Consider the following 23,704-nt stretch of genomic DNA (forward strand, 5'->3'; position numbering starts at 1 on the left):
CTTGAACGCCATGCCCGAGCCCGACGCCCACGCCGCGACGCCGGGAGGAGGCTCCCTCGACGTCCGCATGCCGGAGGCGCCGGTGACATCCTCGGTGCCCCGCCAGGGGTATGCGGAGCAGCCCGTCGAGGGGTTGGGCGCCGGTCCGACCCCCGACCTCCTGGAACATCCCGACCCGGACGTCGCCGCCCGGGCGGCAGCCGTGGAGACCCTGCTGCGCTGCTGGGTCCGCGAGACCGGCCGGCCTCGCCCCGCCGACGGCGTCCTGCGCATCCCCCTTCCCGCTAGCGGCACGGCCCTGCTCGCCCCGGTCCGCTACTGGTCCCCGACGGGCTGGCACCGCTTCGGCCTTCCGCGCCTGGCCGACGCCTCCGACCACGCCGCACCGGCCGACGCCGTCATGGTCGCCGCCTTGCTCAGCAGGGAGACTCACACGGACACCTCCGGCACCTGCCGCGCCCACGACTCCGGTCTCACGGCCGCCCCCGACTCGGCCGCCGGCGACGGCACCGGCCTCGTCGCGGGTGTTGCCGACTCCCTCCGCCGCGTCGCCATGTTCGTCAGCGACCGCCGGGCCCACCCGGCCGACACCCCCGACCTCTTCCTGGCCGCGGAACAGTCACTCGTCCTCGGCCACCCCCTGCACCCGGCCCCGAAGAGCCGCGAAGGTCTGTCCGACGCCGAAGCCCGGCTGTACTCGCCCGAATTGCGCGGCTCCTTTCCCTTGCACTGGATGGCTGTCGCTCCTTCCGCCCTCGCCACCGACTCCTCCTGGACCGAACGCGGCCGCCCCGTCGCAGCGCCCCGGCTCACCGCACGCCTGGCCGGGGCGGGGCTGCCGCTGCCGGACGGCTACGCCTTGCTGCCCCTGCACCCCTGGCAGGCGCGCGAGGTCCGGCACCGTCCGGAGACCGCCGCCCTGCTGGACAGCGGACTGCTCCGCGACCTCGGCCCGCACGGCACTCCCTGGTACCCCACCTCCTCCTTGCGCACCGTCTACCGAACCGGCGCCCCCGCGATGCTCAAGCTGTCGCTGGGCCTGCGCATCACCAACTCCCGCCGCGAGAACCTCCGCAAGGAACTCCACCGCGGCGTCGAGGTCCACCGCCTGCTCCGCAGCGGCCTCTCCCAGCAGTGGCGGGCCGCGCACCCGGGCTTCGACATCGTCCGCGACCCGGCCTGGCTCGCCGTCGACGGCCCCGGCGGCGCCCCGTTGCCCGGACTGGACGTGGTGATCCGCCACAACCCGTTCGGCCCCTCGGACGACGTCTCCTGCGTCGCCGGACTCGTCTCGCCGCGCCCTTGCCCCCCGACCGGCCCGGGAACGACCCGATCGGGAACCGTCCCCGACGGCCCGGAGACACGAGGCCCGGTCCCGGTCCTGCGGTCCCGGCTGGCCGAGGTCGTCACCGGCCTCGCCCGCCGGACCGGTCGTCCCAGCGGAGCCGTCGCCGCCGAGTGGTTCCTGCGCTACCTCGAGCACGTCGTCCGCCCCGTCCTGTGGCTGGACGGCGCGGCCGGCATCGCCCTGGAGGCGCACCAGCAGAACACCCTGCTCCTGCTGAACGCCGACGGCTGGCCCACGGGCGGCCGCTACCGCGACAACCAGGGCTACTACTTCCGCGAGTCCCGGCGCGCGGACCTCGACGCCCGGCTGCCCGGGGTCGGAGAGCGCAGCGACACGTTCGTCTGCGACGAGGTCACCGACGAGCGCCTGGCGTACTACCTGGCCGTCAACAACGTGTTCGGCCTCATCGGCGCCTTCGGATCCCAGCACCTGGCCGACGAGCGGCTGCTGCTCGCCGCCTTCCGCCGCTTCCTCGGAAACGTCGCCTCCGGCCCGGCCCGGCTGCGCACCTCGTTGCCCGCGCTGCTGCTCGACTCACCCGTCCTGCGCTGCAAGGCCAACCTGCTGACCCGGCTGCACGGCCTGGACGAACTCGTCGGCCCGGTCGACACCCAGTCCGTCTACGTCACCATCGCCAACCCCCTGCACTGCTGATCACCCTGACCCTTCCTGACCACAACCGACCTCCTTCACCGCTGAGGACATGCCCCACCCGCCTTTCTGAGAGGAGCGTTTGGTGCTTCCCGCCGAGCCGACCGCCGATACCGGTACCTCTGCCCCTGCCCTGGCCGGCGCCGAGACCGCGCCCGAGGTCACGGCCGCCGCCGAATCCGGTGCCGAGTGCGGTGCCGAGTCCGGTGTTGGCCCCCGTCGCGGCTCGGACCTCGACTCCAGCATCGGAACCGAGGCGGACTCAGGGGCGGTTCCCGGTGCGGGCCTCGGCACGGATCCCGGCACGGATTGCGGGGCGGATCCCCGTGTGGGCGGGCACGGCGAGGACACCATGGATCTGCGGCTCCCGGACGAACTCATCGCCCTTGTCGCGGGGGAGGAGCCGGACGGCCACGGAACACGGCGATGGGACCAGGACACGGCACAGCCCTCCGCCTCCGTCACCGCGAGCCGAGACACGCCCGTCCGTTCGGTCCTCCCGCACGATGACGACCTCCTCGACCGCGTCGCCGACTGGGGCCCGGCCGACACGCCCGCGGGCGTCTTCCACCTCGTCCCCGTGCGCGTCGAACGCGATCTGCCGCTCATCAGCCGCTGGATGAACGACCCGGCCGCCGCGGCGTTCTGGGAGCTGTCCGGACCCCGGAACGTGACCGAGGACCACCTGCGGGCCCAGCTCGCCGGCGACGGACGCAGCGTGCCGTGCGTCGGCGTGCTGGACGGAACGCCGATGAGCTACTGGGAGATCTACCGGGCGGACCTGGACCCGCTGGCCCGTCACTATCCCGCCCGGCCTCATGACACGGGAGTCCACCTCCTTGTCGGCGCAGTCGCCGACCGAGGGCGTGGTCTCGGCGGTCTGCTGCTCAGAGCCGTAGCGGATCTCGTTCTCGCGCAGCGGCCCTCCTGCGCACGCGTCATCGCGGAACCCGACATTCGCAACACCCCCTCCATCGCCGCTTTCCTGACCGCCGGCTTCCGGTTCTCCGCCGAGGTCGACCTGCCCGCCAAGCGGGCCGCCCTCATGGTCCGAGACCGGTCCCTACGGCACCTTCTGTAGCGCTGTGTCACCGCGTCATCACTCATTGAACGCAGGCCGGGCCGCCGCAGTTCCCACCCGCCGCAAAGATTTCCCGGACTGCTCGCCCTGTCCCCCGCGCGGCGACAACGGACGGCCCGCACCTTCCGATCCCCCTTGCCCGTCAGCCCACCCGGCCCACACCCTCCGAGGAATCCAAGGTCTTGATCCCAGTCCCTTCCCTCCCCTCCGCTCCCGCCTTGATCACCCGTTTGTCAGTGCTGGGTCGTAGGGTGGTCGCGCTATGACGAAGCCCTCACTCCCCGAACTCCTGCACGCTGCCGTCACTGCCGTCGGCGGCACGGAGCGCCCCGGCCAGGTGACCATGGCCGAAGCCGTCGCGGAGGCGATCGACGACGGCTCCCACCTGCTGGTCCAGGCCGGCACCGGCACCGGCAAGTCGCTGGGGTACCTGGTGCCCGCGCTCGCGCACGGGGAGCGTGTGATCGTCGCGACCGCCACCCTGGCCCTCCAGCGCCAGCTGGTGGAGCGCGACCTGCCGAGAACGGTCGAGTCGCTGCATCCCCTGCTGCGCCGCCGCCCGGAGTTCGCGATGCTCAAGGGCCGGTCGAACTACCTGTGCCTGCACCGTCTGCACGAGGGCGTCCCGCAGGACGAGGAGGAGGGCCTCTTCGACCAGTTCGAGGCGGCCGCGCCCACCAGCAAACTGGGTCAGGACCTGCTGCGGGTGCGCGACTGGGCCGACGAGACCGAGACCGGCGACCGTGACGACCTCACGCCCGGTATCTCGGACCGCGCCTGGGCCCAGGTGTCGGTGTCGTCGAGGGAGTGCCTGGGTGCCTCGAAGTGTGCCTACGGCGCGGAGTGCTTCGCCGAGATGGCCCGCGAGCGGGCCAAGCTCTCCGATGTCGTCGTCACGAACCACGCGCTGCTCGCGATCGACGCCATCGAGGGCGCCCCGGTCCTTCCGCAGCACGAGGTGCTGATCGTCGACGAGGCCCATGAACTCGTCTCCCGCGTCACCGGGGTCGCCACCGGTGAGCTCACCCCCGGCCAGGTGAACCGCGCGGTGCGCCGCGCCGCGAAACTCGTCAACGAGAAGGCCGCCGACCAGCTCCAGACCGCCGCCGAGGGTTTCGAGCGGCTGATGGAGCTCGCGCTGCCGGGCCGTCTGGAGGAGATCCCCGAGGATCTCTCGTACGCGCTCATGGCGCTGCGCGACGCGTGCCGCACCGTCATCTCCGCGATCGGCACGACCCGCGACAAGTCCGTCCAGGACGAGGACGCGGTCCGCAAACAGGCCCTGGCCGCCGTGGAGAACGTGCACGACGTGGCGGAGCGGATCACCAACGGCTCCGAATGGGACGTGGTCTGGTATGAGCGCCATGACCGCTTCGGTGCCTCCCTGCGCGTCGCCCCCATGTCCGTCTCGGGGCTCCTTCGGGAGAAGCTCTTCGCGGACCGCTCAGTGGTCCTGACGTCCGCGACGCTGAAACTGGGCGGCGACTTCAACGGCGTCGGCGCCTCCCTGGGCCTCGCCCCCGAGGGCACCGAGGGCGACGGCTTCCCGAAGTGGAAGGGCATCGACGTCGGCTCGCCCTTCGACTACCGCAAGCAGGGCATCCTGTATGTCGCCAAGCACCTGGCGCGCCCCGCCCGGGACGGCGATCGCGCGGACATGCTCGACGAGCTCACGGAGCTGATCCAGGCGGCCGGCGGCCGCACCCTGGGCCTGTTCTCCTCCATGCGCGGCGCCCAGCTGGCCGCCGAGGAGCTGCGTTCCAGGATCCCCGAGTTCCCGATCCTCCTCCAGGGGGAGGAGACGCTCGGCGAGCTCATCAAGAACTTCGCGGCCGACCCGAAGACCTGCCTCTTCGGCACGCTGTCGCTGTGGCAGGGCGTGGACGTCCCCGGGCCCAGCTGCCAGCTGGTCGTCATGGACAAGATCCCGTTCCCGCGTCCGGACGACCCCCTGATGAGCGCCCGCCAGAAGGCCGTGGAGGACGCGGGCGGCAACGGCTTCATGGCGGTCGCCGCCACCCATGCCGCGCTCCTCATGGCCCAGGGCGCCGGCCGCCTGGTAAGGGCGTCGGGCGATCGCGGTGTGGTCGCCGTCCTGGACCAGCGTCTGGCCACGGCCCGCTACGGCGGTTATCTCAAGGCGTCACTGCCCGACTTCTGGTACACGACGGACCGTAACCAGGTGCGGAAGTCGCTGGCGGCGATCGACGCGGCGGCGAAGCAGGCGGAAGCCGGATAGCCACGGGGGCCGGTCTGCGACGGCGAGCCACAGACCGGCCCCCGAGCGCGGCGCGGCACCCGGGCGACGGGCCCGGACAGCGCAGGACCCCGGAACCGGCGCAGGGGTTCCGGGGCCCGGTCAGAGGGCGGGCCGACTGGGCCCACCCGACGCGGTGCGCGGTGTCAGGACCGCGCCGGCGTCAGACGCGGCGCAGTACGGCGACCACCTTGCCGAGGATGGTCGCGTCGTCGCCGGGGATCGGCTCGTACGCCGCGTTGTGCGGCAGGAGCCAGACATGGCCGTCCTCGCGCTTGAAGCGCTTGACGGTGGCTTCTCCGTCGAGCATCGCGGCCACGATGTCGCCGTTCTCGGCGACCGGCTGGCGGCGCACCGTGACCCAGTCGCCGTCGCAGATCGCGGCCTCGATCATCGAGTCGCCGACGACCTTCAGGACGAACAGCTCACCGTCGCCGACGAGCTGGCGGGGGAGGGGGAACACGTCCTCGACGGATTCCTCGGCGAGGATCGGGCCACCGGCGGCGATGCGGCCGACCAGCGGGACGTAGGACGCGGCCGGCTTGCCCGCGGTGTCCGTGGGCTGCACCGAGGCGGCCTGGTCGGAACCCCGCACCTCGTACGCGCGCGGGCGGTGCGGGTCCCGGCGCAGGAACCCCTTGCGCTCCAGCGCCATCAGCTGGTGTGCCACGGAAGAAGTGCTGGAGAGGCCGACGGCCTGACCGATCTCCCGCATGGACGGCGGGTAGCCGCGCCGCTGCACGGAGTCCCTGATGACCTCGATCACGCGGCGCTGGCGATCGGTGAGTCCCGAGCTGTCCGCCCGGATGCCGGGAGGTCGGCCCGGCAGGGAGCGCTTGTGCCCCTCAGGGTTCGTGGCTTCGTTCATCGCATGCACCGGCTCCAGTCGGCCCTGGGAGCGGTCCTGGGCAGTGATGGCGGCACTGTCTGCGGTGGTGGTCACGTCGGCCCCTCTCGATGGTCTCCCTGCTAGCCAACGGTAGTTGCTTTCGAAAGGTTGCGCCAAACACACGTTCGAGTGAAAAATCGCGAATCGCCGGACGCGATCATGTGTCCGGGTGTATTGGCAGCCGTGCCACCTGGCGGGCAAAAGGGTCCATTGCTGTACTCTTCACCGCCGGGGTGATCGCCTCGTGGACTGTTGCCCAGTCTGCCATCCGGCATTCCCCTGCCCCGGGGCCAGCCCTCATCTGTGCGGGAGTCCCACGTCCCCTCCTCGCGGCGCCCACGGTATCTCCGCATGTGCCGTAGCGATACTGCTGTGCACCGAAGGGATGCGGCAGCAGGCGGATGGTGCCGTGAACAGCGGTGCCGCCGAGGGCTGTGCGAGGGCGGCGCGACTCCGTCCGTAGCCAGTCACCTGCGCCGACGCGCGCGACACGCGCGCACTGCCTGGATGTATGAGCCAACCCCCCATATCTAGTGGTTGGATTGCGTCAGCAGCCCAGAAGTTGTGGTCCCCGAGGTCTTCGGGCCCATGGTCATCGCCTATGCTTGGGGCTGCTTCGTGGGGCGCAAGAGGCCCGCGAGGCTATTGAGTCTGCTGTGAGGAGGGTTGGAGTTCATGCACTGCCCCTTCTGCAGGCACCCCGACAGCCGTGTCGTCGACAGTCGAACGACCGACGACGGCACGTCGATCCGCAGGCGCCGCCAGTGCCCTGACTGCTCCCGTCGTTTCACGACCGTGGAGACGTGCTCGCTCATGGTGGTGAAGCGGTCCGGAGTCACTGAGCCCTTCAGCCGTACGAAGGTCATCAACGGGGTGCGCAAGGCGTGCCAGGGTCGCCCCGTCACCGAGGACGCGCTCGCCCAGCTCGGCCAGCGGGTCGAGGAGGCGGTGCGGGCCACCGGGAGCGCCGAGCTGACCACCCACGACGTGGGGCTCGCCATACTCGGCCCGTTGCAGGAGCTCGACCTCGTCGCCTATCTGCGCTTCGCCTCCGTCTACCGGGCGTTCGACTCGCTCGAGGACTTCGAGGCGGCCATCGCGGAGCTCAGAGAAGAGACGGGGCGCCCCGACGCGGACGACGGCGACCGCGAGGGCACGGCCGCGGGGGGCCAGGAAGACGACCGCGGGTGCGGAGGGACGGCACAGGTCCCCGAGCCCGCAGGCGCCGCCGACTGACCGGCGGGCCGGACCCGGACGGCAGCTCCGGGCCCGGCCGGGCGGCGGCGATGTGAAGACCTGTTGCGGGCGATGTGAGTGGGTGCCCGCAATACCAGACAGAACACCGTGCCACGGGAACAACGGGGCACTTCAGGGCGTTTTCGCCCGTACAGGGAGGCGGCATGACAGAGACGGCGAGCGGTCCGGCACGGAGTTCCCGCGCCAAGAGCGCCAAGGCGAGCAAGGGCCTGCGTATCGAGCGCATCCACACCACCCCTGGGGTCCACCCCTACGACGAGGTGGCCTGGGAGCGCCGTGACGTCGTCATGACCAACTGGCGCGACGGCTCGGTCAACTTCGAGCAGCGCGGCGTCGAGTTCCCCGACTTCTGGTCGGTGAACGCGGTCAACATCGTCACCAGCAAGTACTTCCGCGGTGCCGTCGGCACCCCGCAGCGCGAGACCAGCCTCAGGCAGCTGATCGACCGCATCGTGAAGACGTACCGGAAGGCCGGAGAGGACCACAAGTACTTCGCCTCGCCCGCCGACGCCGAGATCTTCGAGCACGAGCTGGCGTACGCCCTCCTGCACCAGATCTTCAGCTTCAACAGCCCCGTCTGGTTCAACGTGGGCACGCCGCAGCCCCAGCAGGTCTCCGCCTGCTTCATCCTGTCCGTCGACGACTCCATGGAGTCGATCCTCGACTGGTACAAGGAAGAGGGCATGATTTTCAAGGGCGGCTCCGGCGCCGGCCTCAACCTCTCCCGGATCCGCTCCTCCAAGGAGCTGCTGTCCTCCGGTGGTAACGCCTCCGGCCCGGTCTCCTTCATGCGCGGCGCCGACGCCTCCGCAGGAACGATCAAGTCCGGTGGCGCCACCCGTCGCGCCGCCAAGATGGTCGTGCTCGACGTCGACCACCCGGACATCGAGGACTTCATCGAGACCAAGGTCAAGGAAGAGGAGAAGATCCGCGTCCTGCGCGACGCGGGCTTCGACATGGACCTGGGCGGGGACGACATCACCTCCGTCCAGTACCAGAACGCCAACAACTCGGTCCGTGTCAACGACGAGTTCATGAAGGCGGTCGAGCAGGGCGGCCGGTTCGGACTGCGCGGCCGGATGGCCGGTGAGGTCATCGAGGAGGTCGACGCCAAGGCGCTCTTCCGCAAGATCGCCCAGGCCGCCTGGGCCTGCGCCGACCCCGGCATCCAGTACGACGACACCATCAACAACTGGCACACCTGCCCCGAGTCCGGCCGGATCACCGCGTCGAACCCGTGCAGCGAGTACATGCACCTGGACAACACGTCCTGCAACCTGGCCTCGCTGAACCTGATGAAGTTCCTGAAGGACGACGGCAAGGGCAACCAGTCCTTCGAGGCCGAGCGCTTCCAGAAGGTCGTCGAGCTGGTCATCACCGCGATGGACATCTCGATCTGCTTCGCGGACTTCCCGACCCAGAAGATCGGCGAGAACACGCGCGCGTTCCGCCAGCTCGGCATCGGCTACGCCAACCTCGGCGCCCTGCTGATGGCCACCGGCCACGCCTACGACTCCGACGGCGGCCGCGCCCTCGCCGGCGCCATCACCTCCCTGATGACGGGTACGGCGTACCGCCGGTCCGCCGAACTGGCCGCGGTCGTCGGCCCGTACGACGGCTACGCCCGCAACGCCGACGCCCACAAGCGCGTCATGAAGCAGCACTCGGACGCCAACGACAAGGCCGTCCGCATGGACGACCTGGACACCCCGGTGTGGGCCGCCGCCAGCGAGGCCTGGGGAGACGTCCTGCGCCTCGGCGAGAAGAACGGTTTCCGTAACTCCCAGGCCTCCGTGCTCGCCCCGACCGGCACCATCGGTCTCGCGATGTCCTGCGACACCACCGGTGTCGAGCCCGACCTCGCGCTGGTCAAGTTCAAGAAGCTGGTCGGCGGCGGCTCGATGCAGATCGTCAACGGCACCGTCCCGCAGGCCCTGCGCCGCCTCGGCTACCTCGAAGAGCAGATCGAGGCGATCGTCGCCCACATCGCCGAGCACGGCAACGTGATCGACGCCCCGGGCCTCAAGCCCGAGCACTACGAGGTGTTCGACTGCGCCATGGGCGAGCGGGCCATCTCCCCGATGGGCCACGTCCGCATGATGGCCGCGATCCAGCCGTGGATCTCCGGCGCCATCTCCAAGACGGTCAACATGCCGGAGACGGCGACCGTCGAGGAGGTCGAGGAGATCTACTTCGAGGCCTGGAAGCTGGGCGTCAAGGCGCTCGCGATCTACCGCGACAACTGCAAGGTCGGCCAGCCGCTCTCCGCCAAGAAGAAGGAGGAGAAGAAGGCCGAGGAGCCCGCGGTCGTCGAGACCAAGGTCGAGAAGGTCGTCGAGTACCGTCCGGTCCGCAAGCGCCTCCCGAAGGGACGTCCCGGCATCACCACGTCCTTCACCGTCGGCGGTGCCGAGGGCTACATGACCGCCAACTCCTACCCGGACGACGGTCTCGGCGAGGTCTTCCTGAAGATGTCCAAGCAGGGCTCGACCCTCGCGGGCATGATGGACGCCTTCTCCATCGCGGTCTCCGTCGGCCTCCAGTACGGCGTGCCCCTGGAGACGTATGTCTCGAAGTTCACGAACATGCGCTTCGAGCCGGCCGGTATGACGGACGACCCGGACGTGCGGATGGCCCAGTCGATCGTCGACTACATCTTCCGCCGCCTGGCGCTGGACTTCCTGCCCTTCGAGACGCGTTCCGCGCTCGGCATCCACTCCGCCGAGGAGCGCCAGCGTCACCTGGAGACCGGTTCGTACGAGCCGTCCGAGGACGAGGTCGACGTCGAGGGCCTGGCCCAGTCGGCGCCGCGGGCCCAGGAGCTGAAGGCCGTCACCGCGCCGAAGAACGACGAGGCGGCCCAGCCCGCCCCGCAGCAGGCCCACACCAGTGCCGAACTGGTCGAGATGCAGCTGGGCATCCAGGCCGACGCCCCGCTGTGCTTCTCCTGCGGCACGAAGATGCAGCGCGCCGGTTCCTGCTACATCTGCGAGGGCTGCGGCTCGACCAGCGGTTGCAGCTGATACCGAGCGTCTGAGGAGATGACAGAGGGGCACCGTCCACGGGACGGTGCCCCTCTCGTCGTTCCGCAGCGCAGGGCTTACGGACGGTGTGCCGCGCCCATCGTCCTGGCGAAGGACACCGGGTCGCCCTCGAAGCCACGGATGCCGGGATGGAAGCTCCACGGGCCGGAGCCGTCCCGCGTGAACTCCGCGACCGTCGCCGCCGTCGCTCCCAGGACGCCGCCGAAGTCGTCCTCGGCGAGGACGTCGTACCCCTCGCGGATGCGCAGGCCGGGGTTGACCACGCTGACGAAGGTCCGTTCCGCCGGCCGCTGCTGGATGACGACACCGACCACCACGCGCGCGTACCGGCTGTCGAGCCGGTCGAGTTCCAGCGTCATGACCTCGTCGTAGCCGAAGCCCTGGCCGTCCTTGCTGTCCCGGTTGAGATAGATGGTGCCGTCGGGAGAGCGGCTGTCGAAGTGCACCACGTAGGCGGGATCGCCGTGCGGATCGTCCGCGGGATAGGTCGCCGCGACGAGATCCAGGTCGGTGGACGGCTGCCCCGCCGGACTGGGATCCCACCGCACCGCGATCTCGACCTTGCGAAGTCCCTTGTTGAGCCCGTCCACCAGAGTCCCCTTCCCCGTACCGGCCCGCCCGTTCGCCCCCAACTGCCGGGCGCTCACGACTGTTTGTCCATCCTGCCACGCGCGCGGGTGCGCGCGTGGCGGAGCGGTCCAGCCGAGAGTGACCGGCGCCACGCCCGGTGGCCTTACCATGGCGCGGTGCTGGTCAAGTGGATTCGCTGCACCGTGGTGGACCGCCGCGGTTTCGAGCGGGGGCAGCGGAAGTGGGCGGGGCTTCTGGGGGAGCCGGGGTTTCGCGGGCAGGGGGGTGGCTGGAGCCGGATGCGGCCGGACGTGGCGCACATCTTCGCGTTCTGGGAGAGCCGTGCCTTCTACGACTCCTTCATGGCACGGTCCCACGACCGGCTCGCGTCGGCCCAGTCGGGCACCTTCAAGGACGCGCAGGTCAGACTGTTCGACTACCGCTTCGATGTGAAGACGGGCTTCGAACCGCGCTTCACGGACGCCGACCTGCTGCGGGTGGCGCTGTGCCGGGTCCACGAGGAGCGGGCCGAGCACTTCGTGCTGATGCAGGAGAAGGTCTGGAACCCGGCCATGGCCGGCTCGCCCGGCATGGTGCGGGGGCTGTTCGGCGAGGCGCCCGGGCACGAGTACCTCGTGCTGTCGATGTGGCGGTCGGCCGCCGAGCACGGCAAGTACCGCACCGAACGCGTGGAACGCCTCGCCCTGCGGGCCCAGACGGAGGCGGATGTGGCGGCGCTCACCGGGGACGTCGTGGACATGGAGCCGAGCTGGACGGTGTGACTCCGGGCGCCCTGGGCGGTGTGGTCCCGAAGGGTCTGGACGGACGGGTTCCGATCGGGCAGACGTGCGACCTGTGTGATCTGCAGTGCAGAATCTGTGTGACCTACGCTGTATGAGTACGGTACGTGTGCTCGACGAGCCCTCACCCGATCTAGGGTTTTGGCATGGCACGACCACGGCGCATCGTCCTTGTCCGGCACGGCGAGTCAACGGGCAATGTTGATGACTCCGTGTACGAGCGTGAACCCGACCACGCCCTGGCGCTGACCGAGCGGGGCCGGCGGCAGGCGGAGGCGACCGGTGACCACCTGCGCGAGCTGTTCGGCGGCGAGCGCGTCAGCGTCTACGTCTCCCCGTACCGCCGTACGCACGAGACGTTGCGGGCCTTCCGCCTCGACCCCGGGCTGATACGGGTACGCGAGGAGCCCCGGCTGCGCGAGCAGGACTGGGGCAACTGGCAGGACCGGGACGAGGTCCGCCTGCAGAAGGCCTACCGTGACGCCTACGGCCACTTCTTCTACCGCTTCGCCCAGGGCGAGTCCGGCGCCGACGTCTACGACCGGGTCGGCGGCTTCCTGGAGAGCCTGTTCCGGAGTTTCGAGGACCCCGACCACCCGCCGAACGTCCTGATCGTGACCCACGGCCTGGCCATGCGGCTGTTCTGCATGCGGTGGTTCCACTGGACGGTCGCGGAGTTCGAGTCGCTGTCGAACCCGGGGAACGGCGAGGTGCGGATGCTCGTTCTGGGAGACGACGGCAAGTACACGCTCGACCGGCCGTTCGACCGCTGGCGTGATCCCGAACCGTACGGGATCACCGGATAGAGTGGCAGGGCGATGACCGCTGACTCCGCCCCCGATGTGCGCCTGGACCGCGCCCTGGCCGCGCTGCGCGGACTTTCCGTGGGGGACGCCCTGGGCTCCCAGTACTTCGTGCCGGTGAACTACCCGCTGCTGAAGCGTCGCGAGGTGCCGTCCGGGCCGTGGCAGTGGACCGACGACACGGAGATGGCCGCTTCCGTCGTCGCCGTCCTGGCCGTACACCACCGCATCGACCAGGACGCTCTGGCCCGCTCCTTCGCCGAGCACCACGATTTCGACCGGGGCTACGGTCCCTCGGTCAACCGCCTCCTGCGGCTCGTCGGGGAGGGCGGCGACTGGCGCGAACTCGCCGCCGGGCTCTTCAACGGACAGGGGTCCTGGGGCAACGGCGCCGCGATGCGGATCGCCCCGCTGGGCGCCTGGTACGCGGACGACCCGGAGCAGGCGACCCACCAGGCGGAGATCTCGGCCTACACCACCCACCAGCACCGCGAGGCCGTCGTCGGAGCCATGGCCGTCGCCGCGGCCGCCGCGTTCGCCGCCGCGCCGGGCGGGCCGCCCGGCGCCGAGGCTCTCCTCGACGGGGTCATCGACCTGGTGCCGAAGAGCGCGGTCGGCGCGGGGCTGCGCCGGGCCCGGGACATGCTCGACTACGGCGACGCGACCACGGTCGCGGCGGTGCTGGGATGCGGGCGGCGGACGACCGCCCATGACACCGTGCCCTTCGCTCTGTGGTCGGCCGCGAGAAGCCTCGGCGACTATGAGCAGGCCTTCTGGACGACCGCCCAGGCCGGCGGGGACGTCGACACCACCTGCGCCATCGTCGGTGGCGTGCTCGCTTCGGGGAAGGCGGGGACGCCGCCTGCCGAGTGGGTGGGGCTGACGGAGCCGCTCCCGGACTGGGTGCCCACATCGGGCTAGCGATCAGAACTCTCCGTGCATCTCGGGAACTCTCCGTGACCGACCGCTCGTTGTCCTGACAACCGCTGTGCGAGCCATCAGGGGCGCGTACACGTCGGAGGTCCGTTCGGGAGCGCAAGGGGGGTGGGCATGGAGGTCCTGCTCGCTGTTCTCATCCGTTGCTGGGGCGCGTTCGCACGTCGCCTGGGAAGGCGCGCGCGGGTGGCCGGACCGCTGCCCTCGCCGTTCGTCCCCCGGGCCCGGTCCGGCCACCCGCGGCCGGTGGCGAACCGGCCCGGCAGCCGCCGGCAGGCATACGTCACGCCCGCCGGTGAGCCGCCGACGCCGGCTCGCGGTGCCTCTTTGTCAGCCGAGCCCCGGCCCGGCCGATCCGGACAGCGCCTCCAGGTCGCTCTTGCGGACCCGGATCACCAGCCAGGCGGTGGCCAGGGCGAGGACGGCCATCGCGGCGGCCGGGATGAAGGCCGTGGCGATGCCCTGGGCCAGCACCTCGTGCCCCCACGGCGCCGGCAGCTGCTGGGTCCTGGCGAACTCCGCCTTCTGCTCCGCCGAGCTCTCGGCCATGAACTGCGGAATCTGCTTCTCCGCCTCGTCCCTGGTCGCGGTGCCGAAGACCGTCGTCAGGATGGACAGACCCAGCGATCCGCCCACCTGCTGCGTGGTGTTGAGCAGCCCGGAGGCGGCACCGGCCTCATGCTGGGCGACACCGGAGACGGCGGTGAGCGTCAGCGTCACGAAGTTCAGGCCCATGCCGAAGCCGAACACCAGCATCGGCCCGAGGACCCCGCTGACGTACGAGCTGTCGGAGCTGATGAGCGCCTGCCAGGCCAGGCCGATCATCGCGAGTGCCGAGCCCACGACCATGAACGGCTTGGGTCCCAGCACCGGGAGGAGCCGCTGCGACAGCCCCGCCCCGAGAGCGATCACGACCGTCACCGGCAGGAAGGCGAGCCCCGCCTCGATCGGGCCGTACCCGAGCACGTTCTGCACGAACAGCACGATGTAGAAGAACATGCCGAACATCGCGGCGGCCAGGCTCAGCATGATCACGTAGGTGCCCGAGCGGTTCCGGTCGGCGAACATCCGCAGCGGGGTGATCGGCTCCTTGGCCCGCGACTCGATGAACCCGAAGGCGAGCAGCAGGACCACAGCGGCGCCGAAGGACCCGATGGTGAGGCTGTCCCGCCACCCCTCGTCCGCGGCCCGGATGAAGCCGTAGACGAGGGACGCCATGCCGGCTGTCGAGGTCACCGCCCCCGCGATGTCGAAGCGGCCGGAGTGCCGTTCGGACTCGCCTATGTAGAGCGGTGTGAGCACGGCGATCAGCACGCCGATCGGCACGTTCACGAAGAGCACCCAGCGCCAGTCGAGCCACTCGGTGAGCATGCCGCCCGCGAGCAGGCCGATGGCGCCGCCCCCCGCGGACACCGCGGCGAAGACGCCGAAGGCCCGGTTGCGTTCCGGCCCCTCGGGGAACGTGGTGGTGATGAGCGCCAGCGAGGTGGGCGACGCGATCGCGCCTCCCACGCCCTGGAGGACCCGCGCGGCCAGCAACTGCCAGGGCTCCTGGGCGAGCCCGCCGAGCAGCGAGGCGACGGTGAACAGCAGGATGCCGGTCATGAAGACCCGGCGGCGACCGAGGATGTCACCGGCGCGTCCGCCCAGGAGCAGCAGTCCGCCGAAGGTGAGTGTGTACGAGCTGACGACCCAGGTGAGGTCGGTCGTGCTGAACCGGAGCGCGTCTTGAATGTGCGGGAGCGCGATGTTCACAATCGTCGCGTCGAGTACCACCATGAGTTGGCAGGCCGCGATGACGGTGAGCGCGATGCCGGGGCGCCCCTCCCGGCGGGCCGCACCTGGCTTCTGGTCCTGGAGCAATGGAGAGGTTGTCACTATGGGTCCCCCACGAGTGCATTAGTGAACGCTCGCGTTCACTGTCGCGTCAACCGTAGTGAGTCCCGGACAGTGAACGCAAGCGTTCACTTACTGCGTCGTCGTTCGGCACGTCCCCCGTCGGTGCCGTCCGGCGCTTTCCCCATCCCCGGAATCCCCGCTTCCTCTGCTTCTTGGAGAGAGTCCGATGGTTACCCCGAGCTGGGCGGATACCCCCGCTCAGACCGGCGCCCGCCGCCGCGGCGCGGTGCTCGAGCGCGCGATCCTCGACGCCGCGCTGGACCAACTCAGCACGGTCGGCTGGAACGGCCTGACGATGGAGGGCGTCGCCGCCGGTGCCCAGACCGGCAAGGCCGCGGTCTACCGGCGGTGGCCGTCCAAGGAGGACCTCGTCGCCGACGCCCTGCGCGCCGGACTGCCGCACTTCGACGCGACACCCGATGAGGGGAGCGTGCGCGAGGACCTCTTGGCGCTGTGCCTGAGGGCGCGCGACGCGATGTTCTCCCGTCCGGGTTTCGCGCTTCGCTCGGTGATTCACGAATGTGACACCACGCAGGCCGAGCGGTTCCATGCCGTGATCTTCGAAGGAGTCGTGGAGCCCACCATCAGGATGCTCCGGGAGGTCGTCGAGCGCGGGATCGAGCGAGGTGAGGTACGTCCGGACGCCGCGAACGGGTACGTCTTCGACGCCATCCCGGCGATGATGATGTACCGCTCCAAGATGTGCGGCAGTGAATGGCAGGACCAGGAAGTCGAAGAGATGATCGACCAGTTGATGGTTCCGCTGCTGCGGCCGAGGGGCGCCTGACAGGGGTCGGTGAGGGTCATGGCACCGCCCGTCGAGACCGGGGTGTCGCGGGTGGTTCCGGGCGGCGTAATCTAGGGGCGCCATGCCGTACGAACCGCCTACTCACACCGTCGAGCGCTCCCTTCGAGCCACGACCGGAGCGAAGATCGTTGCAGGTGTCGACGAGGTGGGGCGCGGCGCGTGGGCCGGCCCTGTCACCGTCTGCGCGGCGATCACCGGACTGCGCCGGCCGCCCGAGGGCCTGACGGACTCGAAGCTGCTCACCATCAAGCGACGCACCGAACTCGCCGAGGAACTGCGGAAGTGGGTCACGTCGTATGCCCTGGGGCATGCCTCCCCGGAGGAGATAGACGACCTGGGGATGACGGCCGCGCTGCGGCTCGCGGCGGGGCGTGCCCTGGATGCCCTGCCGGTCCGGCCCGACGCGGTCATCCTCGACGGCAAGCACGACTATCTCGGTGCGCCCTGGCGGGTCCGTACGGTGATCAAGGGCGATCAGTCGTGCGTGGCGGTCGCCGCGGCGTCGGTGATCGCCAAGGTCCAGCGCGACAAAATGATGGCCGAACTGGGTATCGACCATGCAGACTTCGGTTTTGCGGACAACGCCGGGTATCCCTCACCCGTGCACAAGGCCGCACTGGCGGAGCGGGGGCCCACCCCCTACCACCGGTTGTCGTGGGCGTATCTTGATGCGCTGCCCCAGTGGCGGCACCTCAAGAAGGTCCGCAGCTGTACGGACGGGAGCGTTCCGGAAATCGAGGGTCAGCTGGGCTTCGATTTCTGACGGTTTCGTTCGCACGCATGCGCCACCCGCCGACGCGGGTCGTACCAACGTTTGATAAACATCAACCCATGCCTCTCATTCCCGAGGAGCCTCAGATTCACGAGAGTGCCCAGGGTCCCCGCGCCACTCCGGCCAGCGGCCGTACCGCGCCGACCCCTCGTCCCGTACCCGGCCCCCGCCCCGCGGCTCCGTCGCGTCCCGGTCGTCCCGGCCCTCTCCGGCCCGCGCCGCCGGTGCAACGTACGCCGCGTGACGGGGCCGCGAAGCCCGCTCCGGCGGGTCCCGCCGCTCCGGCCACCCCGCAGATCCAGCTGATCCCGGCTTCCGTCGAGGGCGCGCTCGACGCCGCCGAGGAGGCCGTGGACCTGCTGCTGGACTCCGGTCGCGCCCCCGGCGACGTCCTGGTGATCACGACCGGGGAACAGCACCCGTGGGCCGCCCACGAGCTGTCCTTCGGCGAGACCTCCTACTGGGCCCAGCACGACGCCGGTGACGACGTCTTCTACACGGACGCCACCGTGGCGGCACGCGCCGCCTCGCGCCCGGTGGTCGTGGTCGCCGTCAACGGCGGTTCCGAGGCCGCAGTCGCGAGCGCCCTGCCCCTGGCCCACTCGCGGGCCGACGCCCTGCTGATCGTCTGCGGTGATCCGCAGCGGATCAACTCGGTGCTGGGTGCGGGTGTCTGAGCCGGTTCCGTAGCGTCCGGCAGGGCGCTGGGGGCTGACTTCAGGCGCCGGTTCGGCTGTTTCGCACGGCGGGTGGTTCGGCGTGCCCGGGGGCTGGTGCCACCGGTGCGTGCCGACCTTGTGCGGTTCGGGCGCGCCTTCTGCGGCCCTACGCGGCCTGTGGCGGGGCGGCGTATGCGTGGGCTCGCTTCAGGTGGCCGCCGCTCTGAAGTGGGTTGTCTCGGACGTTGATGGTGGCGCCGGTCTGTGCGGCGGGGGCGCTGCCCCAGGCCGTCTGGAACGGTCTGGCCGGGGCCTCAGCGTGCCGCCGCTGCGCGGCGCAGTATCTCGGAGGCGGCGCCGCCGGTGCGCGGCAGCGGCGGCGGTGCCTCCGACGTGTCGAACGGCTCCGGCGCCGAGCCCGAGTGAGGGCGCCGTCCGCCGCGGCCCTCGCCGAGGACCTGCCAGCCGTCACGGGTCAGCGTGATGTACGCCCCGCAGCGCAGCCCGTGCAGGGTGCAGGCGTCGCGCAGCCCCCACATCCAGGCGCCGTCCTCCTCGGTCCAACGGGCGTCGCCCTCACGGCAGTAGAGCAGCACCGCGGTGCGTACCGGTGTGCGGCGTCGCAGATCGTGCGGGATGACCCGGCGGAGCTGCGCCAGCAGTACGTTGCGGAACATCCAGCCGTCGGCCGGGGCCGGGCGCCGGACGAACGAGGCGCTCGCCCGCAGCCGCTCGTCCGGGTCGAGCACGGCGATGACAGCGGTCGCCGGCTGCGGATGGTGCCGGGCGTGGAGTCCGCTCACCACCTCACGGGGATTGCGCAGCAGCGGGATCCCGGCGGCGGCCCATTCCGCGGGTTCGAGCAAGCGGTTGGCGGAAGCGGCGGACGTCGACGCCGCTGCCGAGGCCGGAGCGAATCCGAAGGTCACGGTCCTCCCTTCGGCTACGCGCCCACACTGCGGGCGGATCGGATTCCTGGGAGCGCGCACCGCAGGGAAGCCCTACCGGAGCGGCGGACGTGCCGTGCGGGAGCGGACCTCAATTCTTCCTGTCGAACTTGAATGCGGCAACGAGCAATTGAGGCAGCCGACCGTTATCAGATGATCCGCGGCTAATATCCCCACCCCGTGCGTTGCCGGGCCACCCAGGGGCGTTCGAGCACGACACGTTCGTACGCCACGGGTGCGTGCGGCGTCCAGAGGCGTGCGTGATCGGCCGGATGGCAGGCGCTTTCCACCGCAGCGGGCACCGTGTGCCCCAGGGGCGTCGGCGGGTGGGGGCGAGACAGACGGCCGCGGCCCCGGGCACGCCGTCAGCCCTGCACGGCCAGCACCAGCGGCAACACCCCCTGCGCACCGGACCGTCGGAGCATGCGGGCCGCGACCGCGAGGGTCCAACCGGTCTCCGTGTAGTCGTCCACGAGGAGGACCGGCCCCCGGGCCTCGGCGAGGGCGGAGGCCAGGGCGGGCGGCACGACCAGCGCCCCGTCGAGCGCCTTGAGCCGCTGGGCGCTGTTGCTCCGGGAACCCGGATGCGCGTCGCCCGTGTACGCGACGGTGCCCAGCAGCGGCAGCCGGCCGACTTCCGCGATACGCGCTCCGAGGGAGTGGATCAGCCGGGGCCGGCTGCGGGAGGCGACGGTGACGACGCCGACCGGGCGCGGCTGGGCGTCCGCCCCGCCCGCCGCCCAGCCTCCGGGGCCCTTGGCCCAGTCGGCCAGCACGTCGACCACGGCCTTGGCCACGTCGTCCGGCACGGATTCGTCGGGGGCGTGGGGTGTGAACAGGGGCCGCAGCCGGTTGCCCCAGCCGATGTCCGACAGGCGTCCCAAGGCGCGTCCCGGTGCGGCCTGTTCGCCGGCCGGGATACGTCCCTTGAGGTCCACTCCGATCGCCGGCAGTCCGGTGGGCCACATCCGGCGGGGCTCCACCTCGACACCTGCCCGGCCCAGGTCCACGCGCGCGGCGTCGAGTGCCTCCTCGGACGTGTCCGCCGCGAAGCGCGGGCCCGCACAGTTGTCGCAGCGGCCGCACGGCTTGGCGGCCTCGTCGTCCAGCTGGCGCTGGAGGAACTCCATGCGGCAGTCCGTGGTCGAGGCGTACGCGCGCATGGCCTGCTGCTCGGCCTCGCGCTGACGCGCCACCCGGGCGTATCGCTCGGCGTCGTACGCCCACGGCCGGCCGGTCGCGATCCAGCCGCCCTTGACCCGCTTGACCGCCCCGTCCACGTCGAGGACCTTGAGCATGGTCTCCAGGCGGGAACGGCGCAGCTCCACCAGGGGCTCCAGGGCGGGCAGGGACAGAGGTTTCTCCGCGTGCGCGAGGATGTCGAGCGTGCGGCGTACCAGGTCTTCCGAGGGGAAGGCGAGCGACGCGAAGTACTTCCAGATCGCCTCGTCCTCCTTCCCAGGGAGCAGGAGCACCTCGGCGTGCTCCACACCGCGTCCGGCACGGCCCACCTGCTGGTAGTAGGCGATGGGGGAGGAGGGCGAGCCGAGGTGCACCACGAACCCCAGATCGGGCTTGTCGAAGCCCATGCCGAGCGCGGACGTGGCGACCAGCGCCTTCACCTTGTTGGCGAGCAGGTCCTCCTCGGCCTGCTGACGGTCGGCGTTCTCCGTCTTGCCCGTGTACGACGCGACCGTGTGCCCGCGCTGCCGGAGGAAGGCGGTGACCTCCTCGGCGGCGGCCACCGTGAGCGTGTAGATGATCCCGGAGCCCGGCAGCTCGTCCAGGTGCTCGGCGAGCCAGGCCATCCGGTGCGCGGCGTCCGGCAGCCGCAGCACGCTCAGACTCAGGCTGTCCCGGTGCAGCGGCCCCCGCAGCACGAGGGCGTCCGAGCTGCCGCCGGTGCCGAGCTGTTCCGCGACATCGGCCGTCACTCGCGCGTTGGCCGTGGCAGTGGTCGCCAGCACGGGCACACCGGGCGGGAGATCGGCGAGCATCGTGCGCAGCCGGCGGTAGTCGGGCCGGAAGTCGTGGCCCCAGTCGGAGATGCAGTGGGCCTCGTCCACCACCAGGAGCCCGGTCGCGGCCGCCAGCCGGGGCAGCACCTGGTCCCGGAAGTCCGGGTTGTTGAGCCGCTCGGGGCTCACCAGCAGCACATCGACCTCGCCCGCGGCGATCTCGCCTTGAACGGCCTCCCACTCCTCGGTGTTGGAGGAGTTGATCGTCCTGGCGTGGATGCCGGCCCGGGCCGCTGCCTCGACCTGGTTCCGCATGAGCGCGAGCAGCGGGGACACGATCACGGTCGGACCGCTGCCCTGCGCCCGCAGCAGCGAGGTCGCCACGAAGTACACCGCGGACTTGCCCCAGCCCGTGCGCTGGACGACCAGGGCACGGCGTCTGTCGGCGACCAGCGCCTCGATCGCCCGCCACTGGTCCTCGCGCAGCCGGGCCGCTCCCGAGACGTCCCCGACGAGACGGGCGAGGACCGCGTCGGCCGCCGCCCTGAGATCCGCGTTGCTCGTGTGCTCCATGCGTCCCATACAACAGGACGCCACTGACAGCGGGAGCGGCGGACCGGGTGAGCGGATGCCGTGCCGACCTCGAGTGACGTGTTCCTGACCGGAGTTATCCACAGGGTCAAGCGGAGGTTTGGATTCCGCGAGATCGTCTCCGCATGACGAACCACAGCGAAGCGACTGGATCCTCCGAAAACGGCGACATCACCGGGCCTCAGGCTCGTGGCGGGCACGCGGAAAGTGGGGGTGCGAAGCCGGGGAGCGACGGGGCCGGGCTGCACGCCCCCAGCCCCGCGTACGACGGCCACGGTGGCGAGCACCAGGTCACCCTGCGCACCCCGGCCGAACTGGCCGACGCCCTGCCGTATCTGCTCGGGTACCGCCCCGAGGACAGCATCGTCCTGGTCGCGCTGCACGACAGGGACGGACGCGGGCGGTTCGGGGGCCGGGCCCGGCTCGGCATCCCCGCGAGCGCCGACGACTGGCCGTCCGCGGCCCGGCAACTGGCCCACGGCCTGGTGAAAGGCAGCGAGCGCCGAGGGGCCCGCCCCGAGTCGATGGTCGCCTTCCTGTGCCAGGAGCCGGAGAAGGGCCAGACCGGGCAGCAGGTGATGGAGCGACTGAGGCCGCTGGCCCACAAGCTGCGCGTCGAGTGCGGTTCCCTTGACGTGGTGGTGGTCGAGGCGCTGTGCATCTCGGAGGGGCGCTATTGGTCGTACTGCTGTGACAACGACGTGTGCTGTCCGCGCGAAGGAGCTCCGATGGGCCTGCCCGGCACATCGGTACTGGCCGCCGCGGCCACCTACGCCGGAATCCAGGTGCGCGGCACGCTGCGAGAGCTGAGGGCCCGGCTGCTGCCCTGGGAGAACGCCGCCGCCTTGGAGCAGGAAACCGCCCTGGACACCGCCAGCATGGCTCTGGTCCCGAGGATCCTGGACGACGCGGGCCGCGCCGAGGTGGCCGACGAAACGCTGGACCTGGCCGGGAAGATCCTGGACCGCTTCGCCGAGGCGCGGCCCGTCTCGGGCATGCTCCTGGCGGATCTCCGCGACGACGAACTTCTCGGGCACGACGAGGCCGCCCGGCTGATCCTGGGCCTCCAGGACCGCGCGACGCGCGACCGAGCGGCCGAGTGGATGGAGGGCGACGAGGCCGCATGCGCCCTTCGCCTCTGGCGGACGCTGGCCCGCCGCTGCGTCGGGCCGTACGGCGAGCATGCCGCCGCACCGCTCACTCTCGCCGGCTGGGTCGCGTGGTCCACCGGCGACGAACTGGAGGCCCGGGAAGCCCTCGCCATGGCCCTGGGCGCGGATCCCGACTACCTCTTCGCCCGTCTGTTGCACCAGGCCTGCAACGAGGGCCTCGACCCGGAGTCGATCCGCACGTGCCTGCGAGCGGAGCGCGAAGGACGTGGGCGAGCGGGGGCCGACGGGTCGGGCACTCGGGCCGTGGGTGTGGGACCACGGGTGGACGGCGCGGAGCCGCGGGTGGACGGTGCGGGGGCAGGGGTGGACGGCGCGGAGCCACGGGTGGAGGGCGCGGAGCCACGGGTGGACGGTGCGGCGGCATGGGTGGACGGCGCGAGGGTACGGATGGATGGCGCTGAGCCACAGGTAAACGGCGTGGGACCACGGCTGGACGGTTCCGAACCGCGGGCGGACGGCTCGGAACGTCGGGGGAACGGCACGGCCGCTCTGGCGGCTGACACCGCCACCGGGGCGGCCGACACCGCCACCGGAGCGGCCGACACAGCCGCTCGGGCCGGCGCCGATCATGCCGCCGGTCGCGGGCCGACCGAGCCCGGGCTCGAACCACATCCCGAGCAGTCCGGGATCAAGACACAGCCCGAGCCTTCCATGCCCGAACCCTCACCGACGGCGGCGCCCTCGCGTCGTCGACGCCGCTCCCGTCCCGCCGGTGCGTCCGGCGGCGCCCCTGGCCGGGCCCGCGCGGCAGACCGTGACCCGAGCCCGCGCACTTCGCACCGGCGTACGCCGACGGGCACCACGCGCCCTGCCGGTGCTGCGGAAGCCGACACGCGCCCGGGCCGGGCGACGGCGGCGGGTCCTGCGCGGTCCGGGAGTGCGCGCACGGGCGGCACGCGTGCGCGTGCGGCGCGCCAGGCGGCCGTGCCCTGCCAGGACACGGGTCGGAAAGACGTACAGCCCGGCCACAGCACGGAGGGGGAGGAGTGAGTGTCCGCCTGGCGGACTCGGCGTGCAGGGGGCCGGCTCACGGGCGTGACTCGGAGGACGTCCACGCCGTTCACCTGAGTGGCGGAACGCCTGGACGGGCCGTGACGCCGCACTGCCCCTGCCCCGTCGGAGCCCTCCGGCACCGGCGCCGAACTCGATCGAGGCGCACAGAGCGCAGAGGAAGCCTTCCCATGCAACAGCCGACTCCGCCCTCCTCCGCCGCAGACGACCGCCGCACCCCGGACGAACCCCCGCCGCCCCTCCGGTCAAGC

At 71.2% G+C, this 23,704-nt stretch carries 17 protein-coding genes; 12 read left to right on the forward strand and 5 right to left on the reverse strand.

Annotated elements, in window-relative coordinates:
• Position 1 precedes the first annotated feature (1 nt).
• The 3 genes from IE255_RS32930 to IE255_RS32940 all read left to right on the forward strand — a co-directional run bounded on the left by IE255_RS32930 (position 2) and on the right by IE255_RS32940 (position 5,319).
• Complete coding sequence (locus IE255_RS32930) at positions 2 to 2,002, forward strand: IucA/IucC family protein (protein ID WP_372487613.1); 2,001 nt, start codon at positions 2 to 4, stop codon at positions 2,000 to 2,002.
• A gap of 82 nt (positions 2,003 to 2,084) precedes the next feature.
• Entirely contained in the window at positions 2,085 to 3,080 is a 996-nt protein-coding gene (locus tag IE255_RS32935) for a GNAT family N-acetyltransferase (RefSeq protein ID WP_229906691.1), read from the forward strand.
• 262 nt (positions 3,081 to 3,342) lie between these two features.
• Positions 3,343 to 5,319, forward strand: a complete 1,977-nt coding sequence (locus tag IE255_RS32940) for an ATP-dependent DNA helicase (protein ID WP_190054065.1) — start codon at positions 3,343 to 3,345, stop codon at positions 5,317 to 5,319.
• Positions 5,320 to 5,500: 181 nt separating this feature from the next.
• On the opposite strand, the gene lexA is transcribed toward IE255_RS32940, so the two are convergent.
• Positions 5,501 to 6,280: a transcriptional repressor LexA gene (lexA, locus tag IE255_RS32945; protein WP_030845416.1), complete on the reverse strand. Its 780-nt coding sequence runs from the start codon at positions 6,278 to 6,280 to the stop codon at positions 5,501 to 5,503.
• Between the two features lie 621 nt (positions 6,281 to 6,901).
• On the opposite strand from lexA, the gene nrdR reads away from it, so the two are divergent.
• Positions 6,902 to 7,462 carry a transcriptional regulator NrdR gene (nrdR, locus tag IE255_RS32950; protein WP_190054066.1) on the forward strand — a complete coding sequence of 187 codons (561 nt, stop codon included), beginning with the start codon at positions 6,902 to 6,904 and terminating at the stop codon, positions 7,460 to 7,462.
• Between the two features lie 164 nt (positions 7,463 to 7,626).
• Positions 7,627 to 10,506 (forward strand): vitamin B12-dependent ribonucleotide reductase, encoded by a 2,880-nt coding sequence (locus tag IE255_RS32955; RefSeq protein WP_190054067.1) that lies wholly within the window; start codon positions 7,627 to 7,629, stop codon positions 10,504 to 10,506.
• Between the two features lie 77 nt (positions 10,507 to 10,583).
• On the opposite strand, the gene IE255_RS32960 is transcribed toward IE255_RS32955, so the two are convergent.
• Complete coding sequence (locus tag IE255_RS32960) at positions 10,584 to 11,117, reverse strand: TerD family protein (protein ID WP_190054165.1); 534 nt, start codon at positions 11,115 to 11,117, stop codon at positions 10,584 to 10,586.
• 156 nt (positions 11,118 to 11,273) lie between these two features.
• Between IE255_RS32960 and IE255_RS32965 the strand changes: the two genes are divergently transcribed.
• The 3 genes from IE255_RS32965 (at position 11,274) to IE255_RS32975 (ending at position 13,621) form a co-directional block, all read left to right on the forward strand.
• Positions 11,274 to 11,879, forward strand: coding sequence for a YdbC family protein (locus tag IE255_RS32965; protein WP_190054068.1), 606 nt, complete (start codon positions 11,274 to 11,276; stop codon positions 11,877 to 11,879).
• Between the two features lie 164 nt (positions 11,880 to 12,043).
• Positions 12,044 to 12,703, forward strand: a complete 660-nt coding sequence (locus IE255_RS32970; protein ID WP_190054069.1) for a histidine phosphatase family protein — start codon at positions 12,044 to 12,046, stop codon at positions 12,701 to 12,703.
• 12 nt (positions 12,704 to 12,715) lie between these two features.
• On the forward strand, positions 12,716 to 13,621 hold the full coding sequence (locus IE255_RS32975) for an ADP-ribosylglycohydrolase family protein (RefSeq protein ID WP_190054070.1): 906 nt from the start codon (positions 12,716 to 12,718) through the stop codon (positions 13,619 to 13,621).
• A gap of 345 nt (positions 13,622 to 13,966) precedes the next feature.
• On the opposite strand, the gene IE255_RS32980 is transcribed toward IE255_RS32975, so the two are convergent.
• Complete coding sequence (locus IE255_RS32980) at positions 13,967 to 15,514, reverse strand: MFS transporter (protein WP_190054071.1); 1,548 nt, start codon at positions 15,512 to 15,514, stop codon at positions 13,967 to 13,969.
• 187 nt (positions 15,515 to 15,701) lie between these two features.
• Here IE255_RS32980 and IE255_RS32985 point away from each other — a divergent pair, with 187 nt between their 5' ends.
• The 3 genes from IE255_RS32985 to IE255_RS32995 all read left to right on the forward strand — a co-directional run bounded on the left by IE255_RS32985 (position 15,702) and on the right by IE255_RS32995 (position 17,792).
• A complete protein-coding gene (locus IE255_RS32985) occupies positions 15,702 to 16,322 on the forward strand; it encodes a TetR/AcrR family transcriptional regulator (protein WP_190054072.1) in 621 nt (206 codons plus the stop codon).
• Between the two features lie 82 nt (positions 16,323 to 16,404).
• Positions 16,405 to 17,106, forward strand: coding sequence for a ribonuclease HII (gene rnhB, locus IE255_RS32990; RefSeq protein WP_031116907.1), 702 nt, complete (start codon positions 16,405 to 16,407; stop codon positions 17,104 to 17,106).
• A gap of 68 nt (positions 17,107 to 17,174) precedes the next feature.
• Positions 17,175 to 17,792: a hypothetical protein gene (locus tag IE255_RS32995; RefSeq protein WP_190054073.1), complete on the forward strand. Its 618-nt coding sequence runs from the start codon at positions 17,175 to 17,177 to the stop codon at positions 17,790 to 17,792.
• 296 nt (positions 17,793 to 18,088) lie between these two features.
• Here the strand turns inward: IE255_RS32995 and IE255_RS33000 are convergent, their stop codons facing one another.
• Entirely contained in the window at positions 18,089 to 18,703 is a 615-nt protein-coding gene (locus IE255_RS33000) for a hypothetical protein (protein ID WP_190054074.1), read from the reverse strand.
• 383 nt (positions 18,704 to 19,086) lie between these two features.
• Positions 19,087 to 21,252 carry a RecQ family ATP-dependent DNA helicase gene (locus tag IE255_RS33005; protein WP_190054075.1) on the reverse strand — a complete coding sequence of 722 codons (2,166 nt, stop codon included), beginning with the start codon at positions 21,250 to 21,252 and terminating at the stop codon, positions 19,087 to 19,089.
• A gap of 143 nt (positions 21,253 to 21,395) precedes the next feature.
• Here IE255_RS33005 and IE255_RS33010 point away from each other — a divergent pair, with 143 nt between their 5' ends.
• Entirely contained in the window at positions 21,396 to 23,432 is a 2,037-nt protein-coding gene (locus IE255_RS33010) for a DUF4192 domain-containing protein (protein ID WP_190054076.1), read from the forward strand.
• The last annotated feature ends 272 nt before the right edge of the window (positions 23,433 to 23,704 follow it).

The sequence above is a fragment of the Streptomyces lomondensis genome, from assembly GCF_014651035.1.
In the GTDB taxonomy this organism is placed as follows: domain Bacteria; phylum Actinomycetota; class Actinomycetes; order Streptomycetales; family Streptomycetaceae; genus Streptomyces; species Streptomyces lomondensis.